The organism is Corynebacterium sp. c3Ub_189, from assembly GCF_039907195.1.
Lineage (GTDB): Bacteria > Actinomycetota > Actinomycetes > Mycobacteriales > Mycobacteriaceae > Corynebacterium.
In genome coordinates this window covers 125,572-150,934 of sequence record NZ_JASBOF010000001.1, presented here as the reverse complement: position 1 = coordinate 150,934, position 25,363 = coordinate 125,572, and the positions used below count along the sequence as shown (strand labels likewise).

25 protein-coding genes and 7 tRNA genes are annotated in these 25,363 nt (G+C 59.3%); 8 read left to right on the top strand and 24 right to left on the bottom strand.

Annotated features, from left to right (window positions below; translation table 11 throughout):
• Window positions 1–19: 19 nt before the first annotated feature.
• The 4 genes from ruvA to QKD99_RS00740 form a co-directional block, all read right to left on the bottom strand.
• Complete coding sequence (gene ruvA / locus QKD99_RS00755) at window positions 20–637, bottom strand: Holliday junction branch migration protein RuvA (protein WP_347950451.1); 618 nt, start codon at window positions 635–637, stop codon at window positions 20–22.
• A 34-nt stretch (window positions 638–671) separates the two neighbouring features.
• The gene (ruvC, locus tag QKD99_RS00750) at window positions 672–1,238 is read right to left on the bottom strand and encodes a crossover junction endodeoxyribonuclease RuvC (protein WP_347950450.1); all 567 of its coding nucleotides are present in this window, start codon (window positions 1,236–1,238) and stop codon (window positions 672–674) included.
• 180 nt (window positions 1,239–1,418) lie between these two features.
• Window positions 1,419–2,174, bottom strand: a complete 756-nt coding sequence (locus tag QKD99_RS00745; protein WP_005324988.1) for a YebC/PmpR family DNA-binding transcriptional regulator — start codon at window positions 2,172–2,174, stop codon at window positions 1,419–1,421.
• A gap of 93 nt (window positions 2,175–2,267) precedes the next feature.
• Window positions 2,268–3,140: an acyl-CoA thioesterase domain-containing protein gene (locus QKD99_RS00740; protein WP_347950449.1), complete on the bottom strand. Its 873-nt coding sequence runs from the start codon at window positions 3,138–3,140 to the stop codon at window positions 2,268–2,270.
• A 181-nt stretch (window positions 3,141–3,321) separates the two neighbouring features.
• Between QKD99_RS00740 and QKD99_RS00735 the strand changes: the two genes are divergently transcribed.
• Entirely contained in the window at window positions 3,322–4,659 is a 1,338-nt protein-coding gene (locus tag QKD99_RS00735; protein WP_347950448.1) for a DUF2029 domain-containing protein, read from the top strand.
• Between the two features lie 14 nt (window positions 4,660–4,673).
• Here the strand turns inward: QKD99_RS00735 and QKD99_RS00730 are convergent, their stop codons facing one another.
• From QKD99_RS00730 to QKD99_RS00660, 15 genes are all read right to left on the bottom strand, one after another.
• Window positions 4,674–5,135, bottom strand: coding sequence for a hypothetical protein (locus QKD99_RS00730; RefSeq protein WP_284766574.1), 462 nt, complete (start codon window positions 5,133–5,135; stop codon window positions 4,674–4,676).
• Window positions 5,135–6,238, bottom strand: coding sequence for a glycosyltransferase family 4 protein (locus QKD99_RS00725; RefSeq protein WP_347950447.1), 1,104 nt, complete (start codon window positions 6,236–6,238; stop codon window positions 5,135–5,137). Before QKD99_RS00725 ends, QKD99_RS00730 begins: the two co-directional genes overlap by 1 nt.
• Window positions 6,238–7,182 (bottom strand): phosphatidylinositol mannoside acyltransferase, encoded by a 945-nt coding sequence (locus QKD99_RS00720; protein ID WP_347950446.1) that lies wholly within the window; start codon window positions 7,180–7,182, stop codon window positions 6,238–6,240. Before QKD99_RS00720 ends, QKD99_RS00725 begins: the two co-directional genes overlap by 1 nt.
• A 39-nt stretch (window positions 7,183–7,221) precedes the next feature.
• Window positions 7,222–7,827 carry a phosphatidylinositol phosphate synthase gene (pgsA, locus tag QKD99_RS00715; protein ID WP_347950445.1) on the bottom strand — a complete coding sequence of 202 codons (606 nt, stop codon included), beginning with the start codon at window positions 7,825–7,827 and terminating at the stop codon, window positions 7,222–7,224.
• Window positions 7,820–8,356: an HIT domain-containing protein gene (locus QKD99_RS00710; RefSeq protein WP_239277760.1), complete on the bottom strand. Its 537-nt coding sequence runs from the start codon at window positions 8,354–8,356 to the stop codon at window positions 7,820–7,822. The genes pgsA and QKD99_RS00710 overlap by 8 nt, the downstream gene beginning before the upstream one ends.
• A 49-nt stretch (window positions 8,357–8,405) precedes the next feature.
• Window positions 8,406–10,469, bottom strand: a complete 2,064-nt coding sequence (gene thrS, locus QKD99_RS00705; RefSeq protein WP_347950444.1) for a threonine--tRNA ligase — start codon at window positions 10,467–10,469, stop codon at window positions 8,406–8,408.
• A 77-nt stretch (window positions 10,470–10,546) separates the two neighbouring features.
• On the bottom strand, window positions 10,547–11,773 hold the full coding sequence (locus QKD99_RS00700) for a Dyp-type peroxidase (RefSeq protein WP_347950443.1): 1,227 nt from the start codon (window positions 11,771–11,773) through the stop codon (window positions 10,547–10,549).
• A 2-nt stretch (window positions 11,774–11,775) separates the two neighbouring features.
• Entirely contained in the window at window positions 11,776–12,342 is a 567-nt protein-coding gene (locus QKD99_RS00695; protein ID WP_347950442.1) for a copper chaperone PCu(A)C, read from the bottom strand.
• Window positions 12,342–12,908 carry a copper resistance protein CopC gene (locus QKD99_RS00690; RefSeq protein ID WP_347950441.1) on the bottom strand — a complete coding sequence of 189 codons (567 nt, stop codon included), beginning with the start codon at window positions 12,906–12,908 and terminating at the stop codon, window positions 12,342–12,344. Before QKD99_RS00690 ends, QKD99_RS00695 begins: the two co-directional genes overlap by 1 nt.
• A 294-nt stretch (window positions 12,909–13,202) precedes the next feature.
• Window positions 13,203–13,278 (bottom strand) — tRNA-Gly (locus tag QKD99_RS00685).
• Between the two features lie 42 nt (window positions 13,279–13,320).
• Window positions 13,321–13,392 (bottom strand) — tRNA-Val (locus tag QKD99_RS00680).
• A gap of 27 nt (window positions 13,393–13,419) precedes the next feature.
• Window positions 13,420–13,490, bottom strand: a tRNA-Cys gene (locus QKD99_RS00675).
• 30 nt (window positions 13,491–13,520) lie between these two features.
• Window positions 13,521–13,596: transfer RNA gene (locus tag QKD99_RS00670), tRNA-Gly, on the bottom strand.
• 38 nt (window positions 13,597–13,634) lie between these two features.
• Window positions 13,635–13,706, bottom strand: a tRNA-Val gene (locus QKD99_RS00665).
• Window positions 13,707–13,753: 47 nt separating this feature from the next.
• Window positions 13,754–13,829: transfer RNA gene (locus QKD99_RS00660), tRNA-Gly, on the bottom strand.
• 263 nt (window positions 13,830–14,092) lie between these two features.
• On the opposite strand from QKD99_RS00660, the gene QKD99_RS00655 reads away from it, so the two are divergent.
• The 5 genes from QKD99_RS00655 to msrB all read left to right on the top strand — a co-directional run bounded on the left by QKD99_RS00655 (window position 14,093) and on the right by msrB (window position 17,501).
• Window positions 14,093–14,164, top strand: a tRNA-Val gene (locus tag QKD99_RS00655).
• A 73-nt stretch (window positions 14,165–14,237) separates the two neighbouring features.
• Entirely contained in the window at window positions 14,238–15,140 is a 903-nt protein-coding gene (locus tag QKD99_RS00650; protein WP_347950440.1) for a DMT family transporter, read from the top strand.
• 72 nt (window positions 15,141–15,212) lie between these two features.
• Window positions 15,213–15,899, top strand: coding sequence for a pyrimidine reductase family protein (locus QKD99_RS00645; RefSeq protein ID WP_347950439.1), 687 nt, complete (start codon window positions 15,213–15,215; stop codon window positions 15,897–15,899).
• Between the two features lie 18 nt (window positions 15,900–15,917).
• A complete protein-coding gene (locus tag QKD99_RS00640; protein ID WP_269953037.1) occupies window positions 15,918–17,069 on the top strand; it encodes a glycosyltransferase family 87 protein in 1,152 nt (383 codons plus the stop codon).
• Between the two features lie 9 nt (window positions 17,070–17,078).
• Window positions 17,079–17,501, top strand: a complete 423-nt coding sequence (msrB, locus tag QKD99_RS00635) for a peptide-methionine (R)-S-oxide reductase MsrB (protein ID WP_005328550.1) — start codon at window positions 17,079–17,081, stop codon at window positions 17,499–17,501.
• A 110-nt stretch (window positions 17,502–17,611) separates the two neighbouring features.
• Here the strand turns inward: msrB and hemQ are convergent, their stop codons facing one another.
• A complete protein-coding gene (gene hemQ / locus QKD99_RS00630; protein ID WP_347950438.1) occupies window positions 17,612–18,313 on the bottom strand; it encodes a hydrogen peroxide-dependent heme synthase in 702 nt (233 codons plus the stop codon).
• A 212-nt stretch (window positions 18,314–18,525) separates the two neighbouring features.
• Between hemQ and QKD99_RS00625 the strand changes: the two genes are divergently transcribed.
• The gene (locus QKD99_RS00625; protein WP_347950501.1) at window positions 18,526–19,119 is read left to right on the top strand and encodes a DUF3000 domain-containing protein; all 594 of its coding nucleotides are present in this window, start codon (window positions 18,526–18,528) and stop codon (window positions 19,117–19,119) included.
• Between the two features lies 1 nt (window position 19,120).
• Window positions 19,121–20,383: an HRDC domain-containing protein gene (locus QKD99_RS00620; RefSeq protein ID WP_347950437.1), complete on the top strand. Its 1,263-nt coding sequence runs from the start codon at window positions 19,121–19,123 to the stop codon at window positions 20,381–20,383.
• 2 nt (window positions 20,384–20,385) lie between these two features.
• Here QKD99_RS00620 and dxs read toward each other — a convergent pair whose 3' ends face one another.
• The 4 genes from dxs to QKD99_RS00600 all read right to left on the bottom strand — a co-directional run bounded on the left by dxs (window position 20,386) and on the right by QKD99_RS00600 (window position 25,353).
• Window positions 20,386–22,311: a 1-deoxy-D-xylulose-5-phosphate synthase gene (dxs, locus tag QKD99_RS00615; protein WP_347950436.1), complete on the bottom strand. Its 1,926-nt coding sequence runs from the start codon at window positions 22,309–22,311 to the stop codon at window positions 20,386–20,388.
• Window positions 22,312–22,449: 138 nt separating this feature from the next.
• Window positions 22,450–23,673, bottom strand: a complete 1,224-nt coding sequence (locus QKD99_RS00610; RefSeq protein WP_347950435.1) for a TRAM domain-containing protein — start codon at window positions 23,671–23,673, stop codon at window positions 22,450–22,452.
• The gene (locus tag QKD99_RS00605; protein ID WP_347950500.1) at window positions 23,666–24,343 is read right to left on the bottom strand and encodes a DUF3159 domain-containing protein; all 678 of its coding nucleotides are present in this window, start codon (window positions 24,341–24,343) and stop codon (window positions 23,666–23,668) included. Before QKD99_RS00605 ends, QKD99_RS00610 begins: the two co-directional genes overlap by 8 nt.
• 62 nt (window positions 24,344–24,405) lie before the next feature.
• Window positions 24,406–25,353 (bottom strand): DUF3710 domain-containing protein, encoded by a 948-nt coding sequence (locus tag QKD99_RS00600; RefSeq protein ID WP_347950434.1) that lies wholly within the window; start codon window positions 25,351–25,353, stop codon window positions 24,406–24,408.
• Window positions 25,354–25,363 lie beyond the last annotated feature (10 nt).

Sequence of the window (25,363 nt, the reverse complement as noted above, 5' to 3'; positions counted from 1 at the left end):
TTTTCAGCCTTCCTGCCGGTTATTTCTTCTTGCCCAGCTGCGCCAGCGCCGCACGCAAGAGAGAGGACGTATCGGCATCGGGATTGTCCGCGTAGGCGGATTCCACCACGGGGCGCGCCCCCTTATCGGTAAACCCAAGGCCAATGAGTGCCTCAGTCACGCTTTCTACCACGGCACCACCGGTCGGCGCGACGGCGGTATCAACGGAGCCTGCGGCCGCGGGCGCGCTTGGCGCAAAGGCCGCTACCTTATCTTTCAGCTCCAGCGCCAAGCGCTGGGCCATACGCTTGCCGACGCCCGGGATAGACTGCAGCGCCTTTACATCTTCCCCACCAATTGCCGCAGCGAGCTCCCCTGCACCCATAACCGACAGCGCCGCCAGGGCCAGCTTGGGACCTAGGCCGGACACGGACTGCAGCACATGGAACATCTCGCGATCCTCATCAGCGCTAAAGCCATAGAGAGTCAGAGAATCTTCCTTAACCACCAAGTTAGTAAGAACCGTGGCTTGTTCCCCGCGGCGCAAGGTGCCCAGCGTTTGTGGGGTAGCTAAAAACTTGTACCCCACGCCTGCACAGTCGATAACCCCATGGTCGAGTCCAATATGGATTACCTCTCCACGCAGTGCAGCAATCATTGGCTTCTTATCCTTCCACTCTCAGTAAAATTCCCTAGCGCTTCTTGCCCTGGCCGCGCACGCCGCTGGTCTTAGCACCAAGCCCGAGGCCGGTATGGTCCATCCGCACAATGGCAGGGGCACGCCAGCAGTGGCACACTGCCAACGCAAGAGCGTCGGCGGCGTCGGCAGGCTTGGGCGGTTCAGTCAACCCCAGAATACGGGTAATCATGGTGGTCATCTGCTTCTTATCAGCGCGCCCGTGTCCAGAGATGGCCTTTTTCACCTCGGACGGGGTGTACATGTACACCGGAATATCGCGTTCAGCCGCGGCTAGCACCAGTACCCCTACGACGTGGGCCGTTTGCATGACTGTGGACACCTGGCCGCGTTCGAAGACGCGCTCGATCGCAACCACATCTGGCGAATAGTCATCCATCCACTCTTTCGCCGCCACCGAAAGGCGCAGCAGGCGCTCCGTCAAGTCCTTATCGCTAGGGGTGCGCACCACACCGACAGAAACGGGAAGGATCGCTCGGCCACGACCAGCCTGAACAACGGAAAGTCCGCAGCGCGTCAAGCCTGGGTCAATTCCCATCACGCGCATTCCTTCTAGGTTCATCTCTCCCCCACTGTCATGTTGGCACCACTGTGCACCGCCTACTGCCCCATTATGGACTACACACAGGTGTTCTACAAGCGTAGCATCCAGTTGCGCCATAACGAAGCGCCGGTAACGTCTCCTGCGGGCAATACCCACGGAGCGCTACCGGCGCTAAGAGCCGTCCTTGCGGCGAGGTGGTTAGTCCTCGTTCAGCTCGGCTAGAACCTCATCGGAGAGATCCATATTGGTGTAGACGTTTTGCACATCGTCGGAGTCTTCCAAGGCGTCGATGAGGCGGAAAATCTTCTTGGCGTCATTGGCCTCCAGCGGTACCTCGACAGACGCACGGAAGTCATTGTCGGAGTCATCGACCTCAATATCGGCGTCCTTGAGCGCGTCCTTCACGGCCTGCACGTCCGTCGGCGCGCAAACAATCTCAAACTTCTCGCCCTGGTCCTTGACCTCTTCCGCGCCTGCTTCCAGCACGGCCATCAAGACGTCATCCTCCGTTAGCTCGCCCTTTTCTACCAAGACGTAGCCGGTACGAGTGAACATGTAGGCCACAGAGCCGGACTCACCCAGGTTGCCGCCATTCTTGGACATCGCGGTACGCACGTCGGTTGCCGCACGGTTGCGGTTATCCGTAAGGCACTCAATAAGCATGGCTACACCGTTCGGGCCGTAGCCTTCGTACATGATGGTTTCCCAATCGGCGCCGCCGGCTTCTTCACCGGAACCGCGCTTGCGAGCACGCTCAATATTGTCATTGGGGACGGAGGCCTTCTTGGCCTTCTTGATCATGTCATCAAGGGTTGGGTTAGCCGCTGGGTCACCACCGCCGGTACGAGCCGCCACTTCGATGTTCTTGATCAGCTTGGCAAATTCCTTGCCACGCTTGGCATCGTTGGCAGCCTTCTTATGCTTGGTAGTTGCCCATTTCGAGTGGCCTGACATGTAGTCCCTTTCTAATCGGGTGCTGAAACTGGTGGCAATTATACGTGTGCTGCACGAATGCGTGAAAGCGACCCCCTTATAAGCGGGACATTCTTATACGTTGTGCCAATTGCCATGGGCAGAGCCGCTGCCCAAATTTTCATCTAAATAACGTGTAAGCCCCTCTTGATTCACCAAGGCCACCAGTTCACCCTGCTCGGTAAAAATCTTGCCACGCGCAACCGCCGTCGCATTCGACGCCGTAGGTGATACCTGCTCATATAGCAACCACTCATCCACGCGGAATGGGCGCAGAAACCATATCGCATGATCAAGGCTGGCCAATTGCACTTTCTCTCCCTGATGCGGAATCAGGGCCGAGCGAATCAGCGTCATATCAGACATAAAGGTCAGCGCCGCACAATGGAAGGAAGAATCCGCAGGCAGTCTGCCAGTATTGCGGAACCAAATATGCCGATAGCCTGCACCGGTGCGCTCTGCAGCCACCGGATCGCGTCCTTCTTCTGGCACGAGGCGAATATCCCATTCCTCCCACTCCTTGAGGATAATCCTGGTGGAGTACGGGGCTCCGCCGCCAATCCGAACTACTTCCTCGGGCCCTGGCACCTTCGGCGCGGCGTCCTGATGCTGCGGACCATAGTCGCCGTCGCGGTGAAAACTAGCCATGAGAGTAAACAGGAGCACTTCCCCCTGGTAGACACGCACCTGCCGGTTGGCAAATGATCTCCCCTCCCGAATGCGTTCGACACGGATCTCAATTGGCTGGCTCGCATTGCCAGGGCCTACAAAGTAGCCATGCAGGGAGTGGATGTCTTTGCCGGACACAGTGCGCTGGGCTGCGGCCACTGCTTGAGCAGCAATCTGCCCGCCGAAGGTACGTTCAATTCGCGACTCCACAGCAGGGCCTTTAAAGACATCGGCCATTTTGGTTTCCTCGACGGCCAAGACCTCGCGAATAGATGCCATCTGCACGCTCCTTATGCCCTATATCATTTTCCTAGCAATTGCCGTCCACACTACTCACTGGACGAGCCGTCAGTTTGTTTTTCCAATCCGTCCCCCACATCTGGGCGCAAAAGTGGAGGAATTTTCTAGAAGAAACTATGTCCGCTACCGAAGTAGGCGCGCATTGAATAAAGTCTTTCGAGTGAAACGCATCGCTTCTGTTCCAGCAGTATGGATTGGGTGGGTCATCGCCCGCCTTGTCCTTATTTACTTACTCAAGATTAACCACAATCCCAGGGGCGATGTCGCATATTATTTTGCCGGGATCTTTGGCGATGACCCGACAATGATGACCGAATACCCTCACGCGGGCACGTGGCCCACGGTGCTTTTGGGGTGGCTCACCGGCGAGAATATCAACGCATTCTATATCGGCTTCACCATTATGACCCTGCTTGTTGACGCCGCCTTTTTAGCCCTCCTCCTGCGCCACCACTCGGCTCAACCGCGCAGTTTCCAGGCCGCCTGGTTCTGGGTGCTCTTCGGCACCGCAGCTGGCCACACCTTTGTGTGGCGTCTCGATATATTCCCCGCCCTAGCCGTAGCCGGGGCAGCCGCCCTTCTAGCTACCCGCCCGCTCATCGCCTCGGCGGTACTGGGCTTTGCCACCACGATGAAGCTATGGCCAGGAGTCCTCGCTGCCGGCTTGGTGGGCCGCTTCAACAGATCCGCAACCTGGCAGCGCCTACTCGCGTTTTTCTGCACCATCGTCGCGGTCTGCACCGTCACGATAGCTGCCTCTGGCACCGAGCGCCTGCTTTCACCGCTGAGTTATCAGGGCGTGCGCGGTCTCCAGTTGGAGTCCATCCCGGCGACGTTCCTGTTGCTGCAGGCACATCGCGCTCCGGGGCGGTGGCACCTGGGCTACGCGCCGTCCAAGAGCTTTGAAATTTCCGGGCCTGGCGTAGATACCGCAATGACGTGGAGCACAATTGCCACCATTGCCATGCTCGTCTTCGCAGTGGGATGGGCGCTGTACCGGCTGTGCGCCGGCGGATGGACCACCCGCACGACCATGGCGTTTTTTACCGTTACGGTCCTGCTTCTTATCGCGACGAATAAGGTTTTCTCCCCGCAATACATCGTCTGGCTGGGCCCCTTGCTTGCCGTGGTGATCCGCCAGCGCCTACCGGAAGGATTCGCTCCCTTGCGGGTATTCCAAGCCTTGTTAGCGTCCTGCACCATTATCGCTGCCGTGCTGGGCACCTTGGTCTACCCATTCAACTATGACTACATCTGGAACCACGTGGGCGAGAACATGTTTGCCGTCTACCTATTGGTAGCCCGCAATATCCTCATCGTTGTCATGGCCATCATCGGACTTGTCTGGTTTGCAGCCGAGGTGGCCCTGGCGTCGAAGATCGAGCGGGCGCAGGTGCAGCAGCAAGCGCCTAACGCCCCGGAGGAAGGCACGGCCGCCAGCACCGAGGCGAAGCCGGTATTCCGCCGCCGACGCGGCCGGCACGCACTTGCGTCCTGAGTTAGCTCTGCTGGCTACTCGGCCAGCATATAGTCAAAATATTCCGGCAGTTTTGCGGTGCCGCCCAGATGAAAGAGGCGTACCGCAGGTCGCAGGCGCAGCGCGCGAGTGTCACTGACCGCCTCGTTGTAGAAGCGGTGGGCAAGTTGGATGCGGCCCTCGGCGTCGGCAAGCGCAGCAGGGCGACGGTCCGCGGGAAACTCCCTCACTATGGCGGCAGATAGTTCCCGCTCGGCCATCGTGCGCGGTTCGAAATGGCCCTGATAGAGCTCGGTAGACTCTGCTCGCTGAGCTAGCGCCGCGAGCTCTGGTGCGACCACCGCTGTCACCGCTGCCCTGCGGTCTAGTGCCGCCTGTAGCTGGGCCAGCGAGGCATCAGTGCGGATGTGCAGCGAGTTAAGCCGCTGGGCGGTAAAAAGCGCCCACAAACCTACGATGATAAGTAGGAAGAGGATTAGGGCAATTTCAATGGCCATCAACGCTTTACCCTCACCTTGGTACCGTCTTGGACAGTCTCGTAGACCTGCATCACGGCTGCCGCTACATGGTCCCAGTCATAGGTGCTGGCGCGTTGGACGCCATTGCGCACCAACTGGGCCCGATACTCGGCATCATCAAGCACCTCGTTGAGGACGCGAGCCAGATCCTCGCTGTCTTCATTGCGAAAGAGTGCGCCGGCAACCTCGTCGGAATCGGCATTGCACACAGCACGGAAGGCTTCCAGATCGGAAGCAACGACTGCCGCGCCGGCCGCCATGGCTTCTACCAGCACGATGCCGAAGCTTTCACCACCGGTATTTGGCGCCACATAGACATCGGCACGGCCCAGGATTGCTGCCTTTTCGGCGTCGCTGACCCGGCCTACAAAATCCACGCCCTCGACCTCGCGGGCGCGGCCACCGCCCATGATGGTCACGCGAATATCATGGCGTACTTGGCGCAGCGCGCACAACAGGATATCGAGGCCTTTGCGAGGTTCGTCCAACCGTCCCAAGAAGACAACTTCCAGGGGATCGCCGGGGGCCTTGGCCGGGCTGCGGCGCCGAGCCTGCGCGTAGACCGACGTATCCACGCCGTTGGGAATGAGGACCGGGTCGCCACCCAATTGCTCCACCTGCCACCGCCGCGCCATATCGGATACCGCGATGCCACCCCGGATCTTTTCCAAAAAGGGAACGAGAAAAGGTTTGGCCAGGGTCAGCACCAGGGAGCTCGATGCGGAGGCGTGGTAGGTCGCCACCAGTGGACCTTGGGCCACGGCCAACGCGGTCATGGAAAAGCTCGGGGAGTTAGGCTCATGGATGTGCAAGACATCGAAGTCGCCCTCCTTGATGAATTGCTTTACCTTGCGTGTTACGTGGGGTCCCACGGACAGGCGGGCCACCGAACCGTTATACGCGATGGGGAAAGCCGGCCCTCCCTTGACTACGAAATCCGGCAGCTGGGTGGATTCCGCAGCGGGGCCAATGACCTGTACATAGTGCCCTTGCTCAATGAAGACTGTGGCTAGATCAAGGATATGGGCTTGAACTCCGCCTGGTTCATCGAAGGAGTAGGGGCATACGATTCCTATGCGCACTAGCTCTCCCCTTCCTGTGATGGCCCGGTGTGGCGGGCATTGCGGGTATTTTTGGCTGCCCGCGCTTGCCGACGCCTCTCTATGTCCACATTCCACTGCGGCTGCAGCATATGCCAATCCTCCGGGTGGCGGCGGATATTGGCGGCGAAGCCATCGGCCATGCGCTGAGTTGTCTCCTGCAGGTCCGTTACCTCAAGCTCAGGGGAGACCGATAGTCCCCAGCCTTCGCCTGCAAACCACGAGTGCACCACGTGCAGGGCGGCGCCAGTCTCTAGGGCCAGCTGTGCGGGACCGGCGGCCATATTGGCCTTTTCCCCCATGAAATCCACGGTAACGCCGCTTCGGGTCAGGTCGCGCTCAGCCAGCAGGCAGACCACGCCACCGGCTTCCAGCACCTCTTTGAGGCGGGCAAAAGGCGAGGCTTCGCCGCCGGTGAGGGGAAGAACCTCAAAGCCGAGGGTTTCGCGGTAGTCCACAAAGGCGTCGAAAAGCACTGCGGGCTTAAGGCGCTCCGCAACGGTGGTGAACTGGCCATAATGGCCGACGAGGAAGACGCCCGCCATATCCCAATTACCGGAATGCGGCAGAGCCAAAATAGTACCGCGGCCGGATTGAGCCGAAGCATCAAAATGCTCAAGGCCTTGCAAGCCGCTGAGCAAGCGCTGATGCAACCCGGCATCACCGTGGATAGCTGGCAGGCGGAACGCCTCCATCCAGTAGCGCATATAGGAGCGCACGGAATCGCGCACCAAGGCGCGGGTAACGTTTTCCGGGCCCACCACTCGCGCTAGGTTGCGGCGCAAGCCCTCCATTCCGCGACCGTTGCCACTTGCGTAGTCCGCACCCCAGCGAAAAAGCGTGCGCGCAATGGGCTCGGGCAGACGGCGCACCACCTTCCATCCCGCGAGGTAACCCGCCGCGGAGAGGGCTTCTCTATCCCACATGGTGTCACAACCTCCTGGTATTAGGTGGTGCAGTACGAGCTACTGCTGCTCCTGGCGGGCAGCAATAACCATACGCTGGCACACGGTAAAGACGGAGCCAACGGCCAAGATCCACAGCGCTACCTCAATGGCATGCGGTACGCCTAGGCCTTCGAGGCCGATGCCGCCCAAGCCCAAAATGAGCCGCTCGGGGCGCTCGATCAGGCCGCCAACCATCGTGAATCCGGACGCTTCTCCCCTAGCCTTGATATAGGAAATGACCTGGGAACATACCAAGGTGACAAAGCAGGCAATAACCGTGATGCGGGAAGAATCCGCAGAATAAATCAGCCACCATGCAATAGCACTGAACAATGCGCCATCGGTGATGCGATCACAGGAGGCATCCAAGGTCGCACCAAAGGCAGTAGCCTTGCCGGTCAGGCGCGCCATGGCGCCATCGAGCATGTCGAAAGCGGCGAAGAGGCCGGACAAAACGGCAGCGGAAAAAAGATGGCCGGTAGGAATGAGGATCACCGAAATCGCAATGGTGACTATGGTACCCACAACCGTGACCACATTCGGGGTCAGACCTAGCTTCAAAAAGGCCTTGGCTATAGGTTCCACCACCACGGCAGCGGGCTTTCGCCCATGCACGCTAAGCACGCGAATCCTCCTCTTCCATCTCGCGCCATCCTTCTGCCAGTACGCGGCGCGTATCCTGCAGAAGCTGCGGTAATACCTTAGTCCCATCGAGGACAGTCATAAAGTTACTATCCCCGGGCCACCTTGGCACCACATGTAGGTGCAGGTGATCTCCCACCGAGCCGCCCGAAGCGCGCCCCAGGTTCAGGCCCACGTTGATGGCTTCTGGGTGCGAAACTCTCTTGAGTACCCGGACTGCTTTTTGCGCGAAGGCCATCAGCTCCTGAGATTCCTCTTGCGTGAGGTTCTCGAGCTGCGATTCCTTGCGATACGGCACCACCATGAGGTGCCCGGCGTTGTACGGAAACAGGTTCAGCAATGCATAGACCGTCTTGCCGCGAGCAATGATGAGCCCGTCTTCATCGCTGCCCTGTGGGGCTTCGACGAAGGGATCCTTTGATCGCTTGGCAATATAGGCCATGCGATAAGGCGCCCATAACCGCTCTAGGCGGTCCGGCTCGCCAGCACCTGAGTCAACGAAGGTCTCCACCGCAGCTTGGTTTTCAGCGACGGCGGAGCTGTCGGTTTCGTGTGTCTCCTTAGCGTCGGGCACTGATGAGCTCTTCGGTCGGCTGCTCGTTGTTGCGCTCTGCTACCCATGCGGCGATGAGCTCCACGGCTTCCTTTACCGGCACACCATTGACCTGGGTACCGTCGAGGAAGCGGAAGGATACGGCATCAGCTTCTACGTCGCGTGCGCCAGCCACCAGCATGAACGGAACCTTGCCGGTGGTGTGGTTGCGAATCTTCTTCTGCATGCGGTCATCAGAGGTATCCACATCGGCGCGGATACCCTTCTGACGCAGCTGGGCGGCAACTTCTTCGAGGTGCGGGGAGAATTCATCAGCCACCGGAATGCCCACCACCTGGTGCGGTGCCAGCCATGCTGGGAAGGCGCCGGCGTAGTGCTCCAGCAGGACGCCAAAGAATCGCTCGATGGAGCCGAAGAGCGCACGGTGAATCATGATTGGGCGCTTCTTCGTGCCGTCCGACGCGGTGTATTCCAGCTCGAAGCGCTCCGGCAGGTTGAAATCCAACTGCACGGTAGACATCTGCCAGGTACGGCCGATGGCGTCGCGAGCCTGCACCGAAATCTTCGGGCCATAGAAGGCTGCACCTGCGGGATCCGGAACCAGCTCCAAGCCGGACTTTTCTGCAACCGACTGCAGGATAGACGTAGAGCGATCCCAGATCTCATCAGAACCGACGAACTTATTCGGGTCCTTGGTGGAAAGCTCCAGGTAGAAGTCAGACAGGCCGTAGTCCTTCAGCAAGGAAATGATGAAGTCGAGGACCTTGGTCAGCTCTTCTTCCAACTGCTCTTCGGTGCAGTAGATGTGGGCATCGTCCTGGGTAAAGCCGCGGGCACGGGTCAGGCCGTGGACCACGCCAGACTTTTCGTAGCGGTAGACGGTACCAAACTCAAATAGACGCAGCGGGAGCTCGCGGTAGGAACGACCACGGGATGCAAAAATCAGGTTGTGCATCGGGCAGTTCATGGGCTTGGCGTAGTAGTCTTGCGGCTCCTTGACGGTATTGCCCTCTTCGTCATATTCGCCATCGAGCTGCATCGGCGGGAACATGCCGTCGGCGTAGAAGTCTAAGTGGCCAGACTTCTTGAATAGGTCGCCCTTAGTGATATGCGGGGTATTAACAAAGGAGTACCCAGCCTGTACGTGGCGGTTGCGGGAGTGGTTTTCCATCTCCATGCGCACGGTCGCACCATTCGGGTGGAATACCGGGAAGCCGGAGCCAATCTCATCCGGGAAGGAGAAGAGATCTAGTTCCTGACCCAGGCGGCGGTGGTCGCGCTTTTCGGCCTCTTCCACCATGGTCTGGTAGGCCCCCAGCGCTTCCTTGGACTCAAAAGCGGTGCCGTAGATGCGCTGCAGGCCAGCCTTGGACTGGTCGCCGCGCCAGTAGGCGGCAGAAGAACGGGTCAGCGTGAAGGCCGGGATGTACTTGGTGGTTGGCACGTGCGGGCCGCGGCAGAGATCGAACCACTCTACTTCCCCGGTGCGCGGGTTGATGTTGTCATAGTGGGTGAGATCGCCGGAACCGACTTCTGCGGCCTCGTCGGAGTCAGGGTCAACGTTACCCTTGTCTTGGACCAGCTCGAGCTTGAAAGGCTCCTCGGCGAGGGCCTTTTCTGCTTCCTCCGCGGATTCATAGACGTGGCGCTCGAAGCGCTGGCCGCCCTTGATGATCTTCTTCATGCGCTTTTCAATCGCCTTGAGATCTTCCGGTGTGAAAGGCTCGGCGGTCTGAAAATCGAAGTAGAAGCCATTTTCAATGGCAGGGCCGATACCCAGCTTGGTGCCAGGGAACTCGGCCTGCACGGCTTGGGCCATAACGTGGCCGCAGGAGTGGCGGATGACGGCGCGGCCGTCTTCCTCGCAGGCGGCTACCGGGGTGAAGGTGGATTCCGTGTCTGGGGTGTGCGACAAATCAAAGAGAGTGCCGTCCTCACCGCGAACGACTACGACAGCCTCCGGGCCCTTATTGGGAAGGTTGAGCTCTCGCATTGCTGCGCCCACGGCCTGGCCGGCGGGCACGGTGAAGGAATCGTAATTGACCGGTACTGCGGGGATGAGTTCCGCCATAATCGCGCTCCTTTTTGCGCTCGTGCGTCGGCGGCATACCTGGCCGCGTCCGCTATTTAAATTTACGGATAGCTATTCTACAACCCTGCATGCTCGCAGAGCGATTTTGCCCACCATGATTCACGCCCATCGGCAGCAAGGGTGCCCGGCGGACAGAAATACATAGCGGAGCCAATATGGGTCAGCCATTCATTCATTAGGTCAGATTCATCCAATCGGGCCTGGATAGGCTCAAATTGTTTGGTGGGATCCTGCTGGTAGCAGATAAAAACCTGCCCAATATTGGATAGCTGCCCGTCCTTGCCATCGGGAGCTAACTCATAGTTATACGGGCGGCGTAGGATGCGCTGCTCTGGGTGGTCAGCGGGCGGGGCGGCCACGGCCATGTGTGAGTTCTTATCGATAACCGGCAGTCCATAGTCATCTACCGCATCGAAGTCCGCAGCGTCGAATTCATCCTTACCGGTAAGTGGGGCACCGGTATCGAGCTTGCGGCCGACAGCGTTCTCGCGGGAAGAGCGATCCAGCTTTTCCCATGTATCCACGTTCATGCGGATGCGGCGTACCACCATCGCCGTTCCCCCATTGGCCCACTGCGGCCCCTTATCGATCCACACCTGGGCTGCGAAGTCCTCCTCGCTGCGCGGGTTAACAGTGCCGTCCTTTTGTCCGAACATATTGCGCGCGGTGGCGCCCTTTTCCTGGCTACCATAGGCGTTAATAAAGCCCTGCTGCAGCCATTTCACGCTGGCATAGTGCTCGCCCGCGCGCACCATGTGCCGCAGGGCGTAGGTATTCATCAGTGGGTCATCGCAGCAGATCTGCAAGACGATATCGCTTTGTCCCCACTTGGGCTCCAGCGCATCGCGTTGAAAGGAACGCACATCTCCCAGCCACCGCGGCTTATCCACTCCGAGCAGGTTAAAAACCTCTTCGCCTAGACCGCAGGTGATAGTTAGATTGGCGGGTTGCTGCACCATCTCCGGCTCTAAAGTGCCCAGCGGCGCCTCCCCCGTACACAGCGCGCGCGCATCCTCGGTCCACAGCTTCATGAGGCTGGCGAACCCCCGCTTGTCGACGTCCCTTTTAAGGTCGAACCCCACCAAATTCAGGTGGGCCTGCGCTGCGGTAGCGATACCCGCTTGATGTTTACCGTCGAATGCCACGAGGGCGTCGGCAAGCGCAGGTCCATCCTGCGCCTGAGCATCCGGGGAAGAGCCCTGATCAGCGCAGCCAGCCAACGCGAAGGCGCTGGTCGATACCGCAGCGCCGGTGAGAAACCCCCTTCTGCTGAATCCAGACATAGCTAGTGTTCGTGTCCCTCCATCTGGTGGTCTTTCATATCGCCGTAGTCCTCATCGCCGGCGGGCATGCTGCGCGTTTGAATCTCGCCCAGGTCGAGCTCTTCGCCGCCCTCTAGTTCCACTTTGAGGTCAAGGGATTCGCCGGGAGCGATGTGGTTTTCCATCTCCATGAGCATGAAGTGGTCACCACCAGGTGCCAGCTCGTGGGATTCGCCAGCTTTAACTACCAATGGGCTCGACATTTCCCGCATCTTTCCATCGACGGTCTCATGCATCTGGTTCACCTTGGCGTTGAGGCTGGTGGAAAATCCAGTGATGGTGATGTCCTTATCGGAATGGTTGACTAGGTTGCCAAAGATGGCGGTCATATCCTTGTCCTCGTTGGCTCGCACGACAGCGTCCTCAAAGGTCAGTTCTTTAGATTCCGCAGCGGAGGATGTTTTCCCGACACTAGTGGAAGCATCTGCCTTCGACTCGGTGGAGTCATTTTGGTTTTGTGGTGAGCAACCCGCCAGGGCGAGGCCGGCCACAGTCAAGCCCACAAGGGCGATGCTAGAAATCTTGGACATTATTTTTCACCTTCCGAATCAATGCGACGAGACTTGGCAATAAATAGGGCAACTACTGCGGCGATTGCCAAAACACCGCCCACACCCAGGATGATTTTTAGCGCGGTCGGCAAACCCTCATCCCCATCCTGGGACGCCGAATCAGCTTCAGCCGCCTCGGTGCTCTCGGTGGAGTCCCCCTTGACGGAGAATTCCACTCCCCCGCGGGTAGCGTGTCCGTCCGACGACGTGATCTGGAAGCCCACCTGGTAGTTACCCGGCCCAGGATGGACATCCGCAGGAGTTTCAATGGTGAGATCCCGCTCATGTAGCTTTGGTTCCTGGCTAAAGACTTTTTCACCAGTATCCACGTTGGTCACGGCAAAGGTGTTGAAGTCTTCTTTGGGGATGCCAGAGAACTCGAGGGTGATTTCCTTAGGAAACTCGTCGAGTTGGTCGCCGTCTTTGACAGAACCGCCAATAACGGAGTCGTGCGCGAAGGCGGCAGGCATCGACCCGGCCAGAACCAGTGCTGCAGTGCCGACTGCTGCCGCCGTGCGGCGCAGCCAAGGTACGCGGTAGCCCATAGATAGCTCCTTTTGTGTTGAAAATGCACAAGTTGAATTGTCAGACATACTAGCCGCGCGGTTTGCCAGAGCGGCAATCGCGATAAGCAGCGCGTCGAGCCATATGTCGGCGCGAACTGGGAATGAGTTCCTTTTCAGAAATAAAAAGAGGCATTTATCACTATTTAAGGCATGGCAACTCAATTGCAAGCGTTCTTATCCCTGGACGCCTCGAAGTAGGGTCGCGGAAGAGCGGGCCTGAGAACGAGCACATGTAGACATAGAAAAAGCCGCTCCATTTCTGGAGCGGCTATGTGGAGCGGATGACGAGACTCGAACTCGCGACCCTCACCTTGGCAAGGTGATGCGCTACCAACTGCGCTACATCCGCGTGGCAAACATAAGTTTGCCACGGGTTCTAAAAGGAACCCTGTGCGCGATACTGGGATTGAACCAGTGACCTCTTCCGTGTCAGGGAAGCGCTCTCCCACTGAGCTAATCGCGCTTAATGCCCGAAGGCATTAAGAAGTTGAGGTGGAAACGGGAATCGAACCCGTGTGCACGGTTTTGCAGACCGTTGCCTCACCACTCGGCCATTCCACCGTGGCGATACCGCCTCACACAATACAGTGCTGGAGCGGATGACGAGACTCGAACTCGCGACCCTCACCTTGGCAAGGTGATGCGCTACCAACTGCGCTACATCCGCATGCGAAACCAGGCCCGGTTTCTAGGACAAAGTCCTTGTGCGCGATACTGGGATTGAACCAGTGACCTCTTCCGTGTCAGGGAAGCGCTCTCCCACTGAGCTAATCGCGCGCTATTCATTTAGAATCACTCTTCACAGGCAAACCCCTAGAAAAGCGTGGAGCGGATGACGAGACTCGAACTCGCGACCCTCACCTTGGCAAGGTGATGCGCTACCAACTGCGCTACATCCGCATTGCCCCGCAAACTTTGTACCGTTGCGGTGCGAGAAGAAACATTATCGTGCTCCGCGCCAGTTTCCAAATCCCCAGCCCAGCGGCATTCTTTCCGGCACCCGCTTTTCACATTCGGGCCATTCCAAAACACACTGGTGTGATTCTCCGAAGGCAGTGGACCACAGGCCGCCTCCCTCTGATGTGCACCCTCCCTCTGATGTGCACCACTGCCCAGCCAATTAGGTGTTTGAATTTGGTGCGGTGTAGATTTAGCCACCGCAAGGTCCTATAGCTCAGTGGGAGAGCGTTCCGTTCACACCGGAAAGGTCACTGGTTCAATCCCAGTTAGGACCACTATTTCCCGCCCATCGCTCCACCCCATAGGAGCTTGGGCGGGTTTCTTTATATGTCTGTAAAGTGTCCCGACGTGTTGTGGATTCTCTTAGGCATTATCGCCGGACTCGTTCTGCCCGTTCAGACCCTGGTTAATACGCGCCTTCGCGCGTCTACTGGCACGCCGTTTTCCTCATCGCTCATTTCGTTTGCCGTGGGCACGATGACTTTGCTTGTCATTGCGACAGCCGTCACCGGCGGCGAATTCGGCATTTCCCGTGCCTTTGGGGAACCGCTGTGGATTTGGTTCGGTGGTCTGCTCGGCGTGGTTGCGCTTACTGGAAATATCCTGCTATTTCCTCATCTGGGTGCGGTTCAGACCGTAGTCCTTCCCATCGCGGGCCAAATCATGATGGGCCTTGTCATCGACCACTTTGGGCTGTTTGACTCCCCCACTTCCCCACTGTCCCTTATTCGCGCTCTAGGGGCACTAGTTGTTCTCGGCGGAGTGATTTCTATCGTCGCTAGCCCCGGCGCGCCGACGAAGCAAGAAGACAGCGCTATAGCGTTGTGGCTTTGGCGCCTCGCCGGCTTTGTCTTTGGTTGCTTTACCGCATGCCAATCCGCCATCAACGGCCACCTGGGGCAGATCACCGGATCGCCCGTTAGTGCGGCTTTGGTCTCTTTTAGCATCGGCGTTTCCGCGCTCGTAATGCTCAATATTGTTTTGCGCTGGCGCCCTCGCATTGAGCGTCCCGAGGGTAAGGCTAATCCGTGGTGGATGTGGGCAGGCGGCGCCTTGGGAGCCATGTTTGTCTTTGGCAACGCGGCCTTAGTACCACAAATTGGCACTGGGCTTACTGTGGTGGCAACACTTCTCGGTTCCATGTTGGGGTCCGTGCTCATTGATCGCCTGCGGGGTGCGCGAGTCGCAATGCGCCAGGTAGCCGGCATTGCAGTGATCTTGCTTGGTGTAATACTCATCCGCCTGGTGTAAGCCCCACTCCTGTGGCTATGCCCGGTACTTTGCCGTGCTGGGTATCTGGTGCCTTGACTAGGCTGGGAAGACATGGATATCTCTTCGCTATTGGGCCCCGATTCCGGTGAAGTATTCACCGTCCGCACAAATATGGTCAGCACACTAACTGGATCGGCAACCATGAACCACGTTTCCGAAGCCATGGGAAATGACACTGATGGGCAGCTTTTTGCTGCGCTACGTAACTGGGCAGACGTCGTGCTGGTGGGTGCGCAAACGGTGCGCGCGGAGGACTACTCCGGAGTAAAACCTAACGGGGATGGTTCGCGGCCGGCTCCGATTGCGGTGCCTTCCCGCAGCCTTGAGTTTGATGTCACCTCGGACTTCTTCACGGATTTTACTACCCCTCCCATCATCCTGGTCCCCCGTAGCAGCAGGGACGATCAAGAGCTCGCAAAGCGCATCGCGACCATCGAATCCACAGGCGCGGAAATCTGCGATGCTGGCGAAGGAACCGTGCAGGACTACATTTCCGTCTTGCAGGACCGCGGGTTTAAGCGCGTGCTGTGCGAGGGCGGGCCAGGAATGATAGGGCAGCTGGTAGACATCGATGCCATCGACCAGATGTATTTGACCCTGGACCCACATCTATCTACCGGCGTGGAAACTCCCATGGCGACCTTTAAGGGCGAGCATTCCCATCGCCGCATGCAGTTAGAAAATGTCGCGGCCGATCAGGATGGCACGGTGTTTCTGCGGTATTCCCGCGCCCGCTAGGCCGTAGACTAAGGGGCCGTGAATTCCCGAATCAATGCCGCCGCCTGGCCCGTGGCCATCCTGCTTGTTGTGCATCGCGTTTTCATCATCGCGCGCAATGGCACGCCGACGGATGATTTCACCACCGTGTATAACGCTGTGATACGCATGGCCACTGGCCAGCCGGTCTATGAGCAGGCTTATAACCACGTTGACCCGCTGTACCTGTATACCCCGGGAGCCACGTTGCTGCTCGCACCACTAGCGCACATGGATTTTTCGTTGGCACGGGGACTATTCATCGTCGCCAACGCGGCTGCAATCGTGGCAGCGCTAGCGGTGCTCACCCTTACGGTGGGCCGCACACTTACTTCGGCAGTGTGGCCAGTAACTATCGCTTTGGCCTTTGTCACGGAATCGGTGACCAATACGCTCGCATTTACCAATATCAACGGCATTCTCTTGCTATGCATGGCCGTGTTCTTGTGGTCTTTCTTGCGCGCCGAGCGCACCCCATGGCTGGGCTGGGTGGCCGGCGTGGTCATTGGCTTGGCCATCGTCATTAAGCCGCAATTTGCGCCGTTGCTCTTCCTGCCCTTGGTCAAGCTGCAATGGCGCAGTCTCGCGACTGGCATTGGCGTACCGGCAGTTCTCAACCTTCTAGCGTGGCCGCTCGTGCCGGGCGCTAGCGGATTTGTGGATAACCTCCTGCCCTACCTCTCAGAAACCCGTGACTATGCCAATTCTTCCTGGGCAGGCTTCCGCGCCTACGTTGACTTTGGCGCGGGACTGTATTGGACCGTGTGGTTGATATTTGCCGCGCTTTCGGCCGCAGCGATTCTCGGACTTTTGCGCTGGCGCAACTCCGACCCGACCTTGTGGGCACTGACGACCAGCGGGGCGATCATGGTGGGCATCTTCTTCCTGTCTTCCCTTGGCCAGCAGTATTACTCTATGTGGCTATTCCCATTGATGTTTACCGTTGTACTCAAGCGTTCGGTTTTCCATTCTGCGGGTGCGTGGTTTGCAGCCTTCCTCTATCTGGCTCCCGTTTCCTGGGCGTCTACAGCGCACCCGGATGCTGGTCGCTGGATGAATTTTTTCACGGCAACGGTGGGATGGGCGCTGCTTATCGTCGCAATTTTCGCTACGGTCGCCGGCTGGTGGCGTGCCGCGCGCAGCACGGTTTAGACTCGGCCCATGACCGATTTCAAGCTCATTGCCGATACCGAATGGCGCCAGCGCTTAAGCCCCGAGGAATACTACGTCCTGCGCGAGGCCGGCACCGAGCCGCCCCACGTAGGCGAGTACACCAATACCACCACCGAGGGGGTCTATTCTTGCCGCGCGTGTGGAACCGAGCTTTTCCGCTCTACGGAAAAGTTTGAGTCCCACTGCGGCTGGCCTTCCTTTTTCTCCCCACTCGCAGGAGACAAAATCATTGAGCGCGAAGACAACTCGCTCGGCATGCGCCGCGTAGAGGTTCTGTGCGCCAACTGCGAATCTCACCTGGGGCACGTCTTTGAGGGCGAGGGCTACGATACCCCCACCGACTTGCGCTATTGCATCAACTCCATCTGCCTGGACTTGGAGGAAAAGCCGGTAGAAGGTGGCACCGCCTAAGGTGGCATGCACAAGAAAGAGCGCCCTGCCAGTAGCCTAACTTGCAGGCTAGTGACGGGGCGCAGCAAAGGGACGTCGCCGAGCAGGGTTACTGCTAGGCGGCGTTTCTTTTAGGGCAGTACTGCAATGAGCTCTGCTACGTCCTTGACGCGGCGGCCGGTGTGGAAGGGAATCTCCTCGCGCACGTGGTGGCGGGCCTCGGTGTAGCGCATCAGGTACATCAGGTCGACGATGCGGTGGAGCTCGTCCGCCTCGAAGGCCAAAATCCACTCATAGTCACCCAGGGCAAAGGCTGGGACGGTATTTGCGCGCACATCGGGGTAGTCGCGCGCCTGCATACCGTGCTCCATGAGGATGCGGCGGCGCTTTTCATCGTCCATGGTGTACCAGTCATAAGAGCGCACGAAGGGGTATACCGAGATCCACTCCTTGGGCTCCTCACCCATGATGAAGGATGGCAGGTGGGACTTATTGAACTCTGCTGGACGGTGCAAGGCATTGCCTACCCAGGTCACTTCGCTGACCTGGCCCAGGGTGGTCTCGCGGCGGAAGTCCCCGAAGACCTTTTGTAGGTCAGAGAATTCCTCGGCGTGCCACCAGATCATGAAGTCGGCGGAATCGCGCATAGCCGTGAGGTCGTAAATGCCGCGCACGGTTACCTTTCCGGCCTCTTCCACGCCGGCAAAGAACTCCTGCGCTTGGGCGATGATCTCCGCTCGCTCGGTGCCGAGCGCGCCCGGAATCACCTTAAAAACTGCGTGCTGGGAATATTGCTGAACCGCGTTGAGTTCCTTGTAATCAAGCTTCGCCATTGCGTTCTCCTTTGCAGAAGCCTTTGGGTTAACGAACACATCCATCATAAGTTGGATATGAAACCTTGTCACTTCTCGGCCACGAGGAGGACGACACGCCCACGCATCGGCGCGCCTCCCCCAGCTAGAGGACGCGAAACTATAGCTTGAACGTCGTGAGCAATTCCGAATCGACCACCCCACGCAGCACCGAGGCCTCCGCCCCCACCCCTTTGCACGGGCAGGCGGAAACCCACGAGCCAGCTACCCCCGCCGCTTTCACCCAAGCAGTGGAGTCCATGCACGCGGCCAACCTGCGCCCTGAGATCACCCTAGGCTCCATTCGCCCACCGCAACGCCTTGCGCCGTTTAGCCACGCAATCGGCCTCGAGGTGGGAAACGAAGACAACCCAGATATCGTGCCCACCGATGCAGAGGGCGACGCCTTTGGTCGCCTCATCCTGCTCCACGATCCGGGCGCTGAGGAGGCTTGGGAGGGCGCCATGCGCCTCGTGGCCTATATCCAGGCGGATATGGACGACGCCGTAGCCGGCGATCCGCTCTTGCCCGATGTGGCGTGGCAATGGCTCAACGAAGGCTTAGAACAGGAGGGTGCCGGCCACACCAATTTGGGCGGCACCGTCACGTCCACCGCGTCCGTGCGTTTTGGCGAGATTGGCGGGCCACCGCGCGCCTACCAGATTGAAATGCGTGCTTCGTGGACTGCCGAAGGCCTCGATCTGGCACCCCACGTGCAGGCCTTTGCCCAGGTATTGGCCAACGTTGCCGGACTACCCCCTGAGGGCGTCACTGAGCTCGGCCGCTAATATGCCAGAATTGCGCAGCCGGCCGCTCGAAGGCGTCCCGCCGGTTCTTGCTACCCCGGAGGAGTTCACCGCTGCCGCAGCCCGCCTCGCCGCGGGTACGGGCCCCTTTGCCATCGATACCGAGCGCGCCTCCGGCTATCGCTACGATGATCGCGCCTTCCTAGTGCAAATTCGCCGCCGCGGCGCGGGCACGATGCTTTTTGCCCCTGAAGGACACCGCGAGGAGCTCACGGCCGCCCTTGCCCCAGTGCTCAACAGCGCGGAGTGGATTATTCACGCTGCCCATTCGGATTTGCCTTGTCTCGGGTGGCTCGGTCTCTTCCCTGGCTCCATCTTTGACACGGAACTGGCGGCACGGCTCGCGGGATTTGAACGGCCCAATCTGGGAACTATGGTCGCAGAGCTTTTTGACGTCGAATTGGAAAAGGGCTACGGCGACGCCGACTGGTCCACCCCGCAGCTCAGCGAGGAACTCAAGGCTTACGCCGCGCTCGATGTGGAACTGCTCCTCGAGCTAGCCGACGCCCTGCGCGACATTTTGGCCGAACAGGACAAGATGGACTGGGCTTTAGAAGAATTTTCCGCCATAGTCCAGGAACATTCCGGAGACTCTGCTCCCCAGCCACACACGTGGCGTGATCTGAAGGGCATCTCCAGTTTGCGCAGCGGCAGTCAGCTCGCTGCTGCTCGAGCGCTGTGGGCCAAGCGCGACGCTATCGCTCGGCGCACGGACACTGCGCCCGGCCGGGTATTAGCAAATAGGACGCTGGTAGAAATTGCGCGCACCCTTCCCACCACTGCGGGCGATCTTGCCCGAGTCAAGGGATTTCCCCGCCGGCGCAAGGGCGCCACCGCCCAGTGGATGGCTGTACTTCACCAGGCCCGCGCCGTTCCTCCGCAGCAGCGGCCTCGCGTCCATCGCGCCCCACAACCGGTTCCTTCCAAAACCATCTGGGCCAAGGACTACTCGGACCTATGGGAGATTTACCAGACTATCCGCGCGGATATCGCCGATCTCGCTGCTGAGCTCGGTATGCCATCCGAACTCCTTATCCGCCCTGCCGCTGTGCGTGCAGCGGTATGGGCGAAGGTAGGTGTGCGCGCCGATAAGCGCCACCGCGGACCTGATTCTGTCGCCGGCGCCATCCGGCAGCCTGGCGACGTCGCTGCCTTCCTCCGCGCGGAGGGCGCGCGCGAATGGCAAATAGAAATGACCGCCCCGATTATCGTGGACGGTCTTTTCTACGAATATTTAGCAGGCTAGGATTAGTCCTTTTCTCCTCGCGCGTTGGCATCAGCAGTGAGGTTTTCTAGCCACTCGCTTATCGATGCCGCCATAAGCTCAGGCGTCAACCCGAACTCTTCCAAAACCTCGCCGCGAGAGCCGTGCTTAGGGAAGTATCCCGGAACGCCGAGTCGGCGCACAGGAGTATCGACCTCGGCTGCGCTGAGGGCCTCCGAAATCATGGAGCCAATACCGCCGCGGACAAGGCCGTCTTCTGCCGTAACCACCAAGTCGTGGTCAGCGGCGAGAGCCACCACAGAGCTTGCCACCGGCGCTACCCAACGCGGGTCAACAACGGTAACGTTCACGCCCTGCTCCCCCAGCTGCTTCGCAGCCTCGATGCTGCGCGCGGACATGGCACCGATGGACACGATGAGCACCTCTGGGGTGTCCTCGCCGGCATCAGCTTCGCCATAGTGCAGGATGTCTACGCCATCTCCCAACGTATCCACCGCTTCCATATCCGGCAGCAGGTTGCCCTTAGGGAAGCGAACCACGGACGGGCCAGATTCAATCTCTAGCGACTCGCGGAAGAGCTCCCGCAGGCGCGCGCCATCGCGCGGTGCGGCAATATGCATTCCCGGCACAATGCTCATGAGCGCCATATCCCACACGCCATTGTGCGAAGCGCCATCGGAACCGGTAACTCCGGAGCGGTCAAGCACGATGGTTACCGGCAGCTTTAGCAGCGCAATATCCATAATGACCTGATCCACGGCGCGGTTTAAGAAAGTGGAATACACCGCCACGACGGGGTGCATCCCGCCGAGCGCCAAACCAGAGGCGGAGGTCATTGCGTGCTGCTCGGCAATTCCCACATCAAAGAACCGCTCTGGGAAGCGCTCTTGGAAGGGAGCCAGCCCAGTAGGACCGGCCATGGCAGCGGTAATGGCCACGATGTCATCGCGCTTTTCGGCAGCGGCCACTAGCTCTTCGGAAAAGGCAGCCGTCCAACCAGGTTGCTTGGTGCCCTTAGCCACGCCGGTGACCGGATCGATAGCACCGGTGGAGTGCATCTGGTCCTTCGGCTCATTGACAGCCGGGGCAAAACCGTGGCCCTTTTCTGTTACCACGTGCACGATGATGGGCCCGTCATAATCGCGGGCATAAGTCAGGGCATGTACCAAGCTATCGATATCGTGGCCATTGATGGGGCCGATGTACTTCATGCCCAGTTCCGGGAACATCTCGGTAGGCAAGACGGTGGACTTGACGCCTTCCTTCATGGCGTGCAAAGCATCAAAGGCACGCTCGCCTACCCATCCCATTTGCTTCAGGCGGCGCTTACCCTGTTCCATGAGCTCGTCATAACCGTGCTGAGAGCGGATGCGGCCGAGGTTTTCGGAAATGCCACCGATGGTGGGCGAATAGCTACGGCCGTTGTCATTGACCACGATAACCGCATTGCGGTCCTTGTCCTCAGAGATATTGTTTAACGCCTCCCAGCACATGCCGCCGGTGAGGGCGCCATCGCCGACAACACCGATGACATTGCGGTGACCGTCGCCGCGAATCTTGAAGGCCTTAGACAAGCCATCAACCGTAGACAGCGACGCCGAAGCGTGGGAGGACTCGGTCCAGTCATGCTCGGACTCGCCGCGGTCCGTATACCCCGAAAGGCCGTCCTTTTGCCGCAAGGTATCGAATTGATCCGTGCGCCCAGTCAGCATCTTATGCACATAGGACTGGTGCGAAGTGTCAAAAATAATGGGCTCACGCGGAGAGTCAAATACACGGTGCAACGCAATGGTCAATTCCACCACGCCCAAGTTAGGCCCCAGATGTCCGCCCGTGACGGAGACCTTGTCAATGAGGCGCTGCCTAATCTCTGCCGCCAGCTCCTCAAGCTTGTCTGCAGACAGCGCCTTGAGGTCCTGCGGCGAGTTAATGGTATCCAAGATAGTCATGGAGCGGCCTTCAACTCCTTCTGTGCTTAGTTCTTCTTTTCTACCGTACCCGCGGCGGGCGGTGAATATTATATCGGTCAATGTTCCGAGAACGGCGCGGCAACGTGCAACACCCCGCCTCGGAACCATAAAGGTTCATTAGGCAGGGGTAATGAGCGCAATCGTTTCAAAGTGGTGCGTTCCGGGGAACGCGTTAATGAGTGCCATCTTTTCTATTCCGTATCCGTGCTGGTTCCAGTATCCCAAGTCGCGCGCGAAGGTGGCGGGGTCACATCCCACGTGAACGACCGCCTGGGGTGCAGCGGCCGCCACGGAACGAATCACATCCTCCCCTGCACCGGTGCGCGGCGGATCAAGGACTACAGCGCCAGGCTTGGGAAGCTGTGCGGCGACTTGCTCGACCTTCGCGGACTTTACTTCCACATCGCAGTCCGCAAGGGCGGCTTGTTCCCCGGCCGTAGCCGCCGGTGAATAGTCCACGGAGATAACCTTGCCCTGCACGGCATGGGCCAGTGCGGGAACGAATAGGCCAACGCCACCGTAGAGATCCCAGGCGGTGTGCTCTTGGTACTCGCGACCCCCGAGCCACTCCGCTATCAGATCGGTATACGCGGCCGGTGCGTGGCTGTGGGCCTGCCAGAAGGCGGTAGCAGGAAAGCTAAACGTCCGCCCGTCGACATGCTCGTGCACCTTGCCGCTGCCTTCTACCACCTCACGGATGGTCTCCACGCGGCGCCCGCGCGGGGCCTTGCGGGTTTCTACCACGTGTCGGTTGCCATCGCCATCGAGAACGGCGATGACCTCAGCGCCTGGGGTAAACCGGCGCGCGCCCTCTCCAACGAGCCCCTCTGCCAATCCCGGAGCCAGCTGCGTACAAGCAGCGCCCGTAACAAGCTCATTGGACCGACGCTGACGGGTTCCGGCGCACCCTTGCTTGTCGACGCCCCACCTCACCCGCGTGCGCCATCCCCGAACCGGCTCTAGGGTGTGCTGCTCAATGTTCAGTTCCTCGCCGGTGACAACGCCGGTGCGGCGCAGCTGCTCCGACAAGATCTCTGCCTTGATTCCGGTTTCGGCCGCGGGATCCAGCTCGGCGAAATCACAGCAGCCAGCTCCTTGCGCGGCAGCGGGACAAGACGATGGCACGCGTAGTGGCCCAGGGCTTAGCACGCTTTCCAGTTCCGCTTTAATGAACGACTTCTTTACACGGCCGGCCGTAGCCTTTACGACGTCACCAGGAAAAGCGCGAGGAACGAATACCACTCGCCCATCCGGCGCCTGGCCAATTCCTTCCCCGCCGTGCGCCATGCGGTCAATGGTGACCTCAAGACTATCGCCGCGGCTCATCGTTGATTCAGTCATTTTCTGCCTCAGACTTTGGTTCTCGTTCTGCGTTAGTGTGCTCACCTGCGCCCGCCGCTGCGTCAACGGCTGCATCCGCGCGGCGCACCATCCACACGGTCAGCGCCGTAACTAGAAGCGTCAATGGCCACCCCATCAAGATTCGGGTCACCCCTAACGCCGTGGTTGCATCCGCATCATAAATGGCGCGCTGAACAACAAAACGGGCCAGGAAGATAACCGCCCACCCACCAGTAGCGATGGCATAGGCCCGGCGCGCCTGGGCAACCTTTTGCCACTGCATTTCCTCGCCATTAATCCCCTTCCAGATGACACCCACAGCGGGCCACCGAAAGAGGATTGATAGTACCGCGGCAATACACAGCGCCAACGACATCCAAATGCCGTACAAGAAATACCCTTTGGCATCACCGGTAAACCAGGCGATGGCTGCGCAAAGGGCCACTCCCAGCAGACCCGATATGGCTGGCTGCAGGGTCTCTTTACGGATTACCCTCCAGAGTGCAATAACAACGGCCACGCCGAGCGCCGCCGCCAAGGCTGGTCCCAGCCCAAAGAAGTTATTGACAGGAATCAGCACAATGACCGGCAAGGTGGCCGAGATGAGCCCTGACAAGCCTCCCATTTGCTCCAGCAGGGTGGGTTCGGCAGCAGACTCCTCAGAGTCCAGGTTCTTAGCGTCCGGGGAAGGTTGCGGCGAGGAAGAATGTGTCACGTGGTTTACTGCTTTGCCTAGTTCTTGGAATTAGGTGCAGAGCCCTCATCGGGATTCTGCGGGGACGATCCATTCTCGCCCTGTTGTGGGGAGCCGCCCAAATCGCGCAGGTGTTGCTCCGCCTCTGCTTCTGCCGCAGGGTCGGGGCCGCCCACGCCGTTTTCTGGGTGGTCTTGAGCATTAGCGGCTGCCTGCTGTTCTTGCTGGCGCTGGTCCATAGCCTGCTTGACCTGCTCTACGAGCTGCTCGGGCATGATGACCGGCAAAGCATTTCCCGCCAAGATGGGGTCTTCCCCGCGGTAGACGAAGGTCCGGGCGGCAACCTCGCGAGCCATGTCTGCGAGGTCGGCTTCCATACCGGCCGGCGCGGCCAGGGTCATGCGCAGCATCCAGCGCGGACCATCTGCGCCGATAACGCGGACCTGGCCGTTGTCGTTCTTGCCCACGACCTCAGCACCCCAAGGCCCCGACTCGGTGGTGACGGTAAGTCCGTCGCGGCTCATGCCCTCCTTAATTTCCTCCACGGATTCTGCCCACTGGCCTGGCTTACGTGGGGCGGCAAAGGCTACTGGAGTAATTCGGCCTACCTTGGTCACGATGTGCAGCATTCGTGGGCCTTGTTCACCCATCTCCACCTGTACCTGGGATTCCTTTGGCAGTGGGATGCGCAGGGACCCCAGGTCTAATACGCCAATGGAAAAGTCACTGAAATCAAAGGTCTCGATATCGACAGAGTCTCCATCAAAGGGGCCGGTCTGGCCATTGATGGCATCATGAGCGAATTCGCGAGGTTCATTGCCAGAAGCCGCCGCGGCATCTGCTGCGGTGTCGCCTACTGGAGCATAAGTCTCCTGCGCCTCCGCGTCCGCGGACGTGGGGGCCGCCGGCTTTTCACTTTGTGCTGCAGGCTTGTCCTGAGCCTTCTTTTCTTCGTCGTTCTTCTTGCCAAAGGGCCAGATTCCCATGGGTGCTACG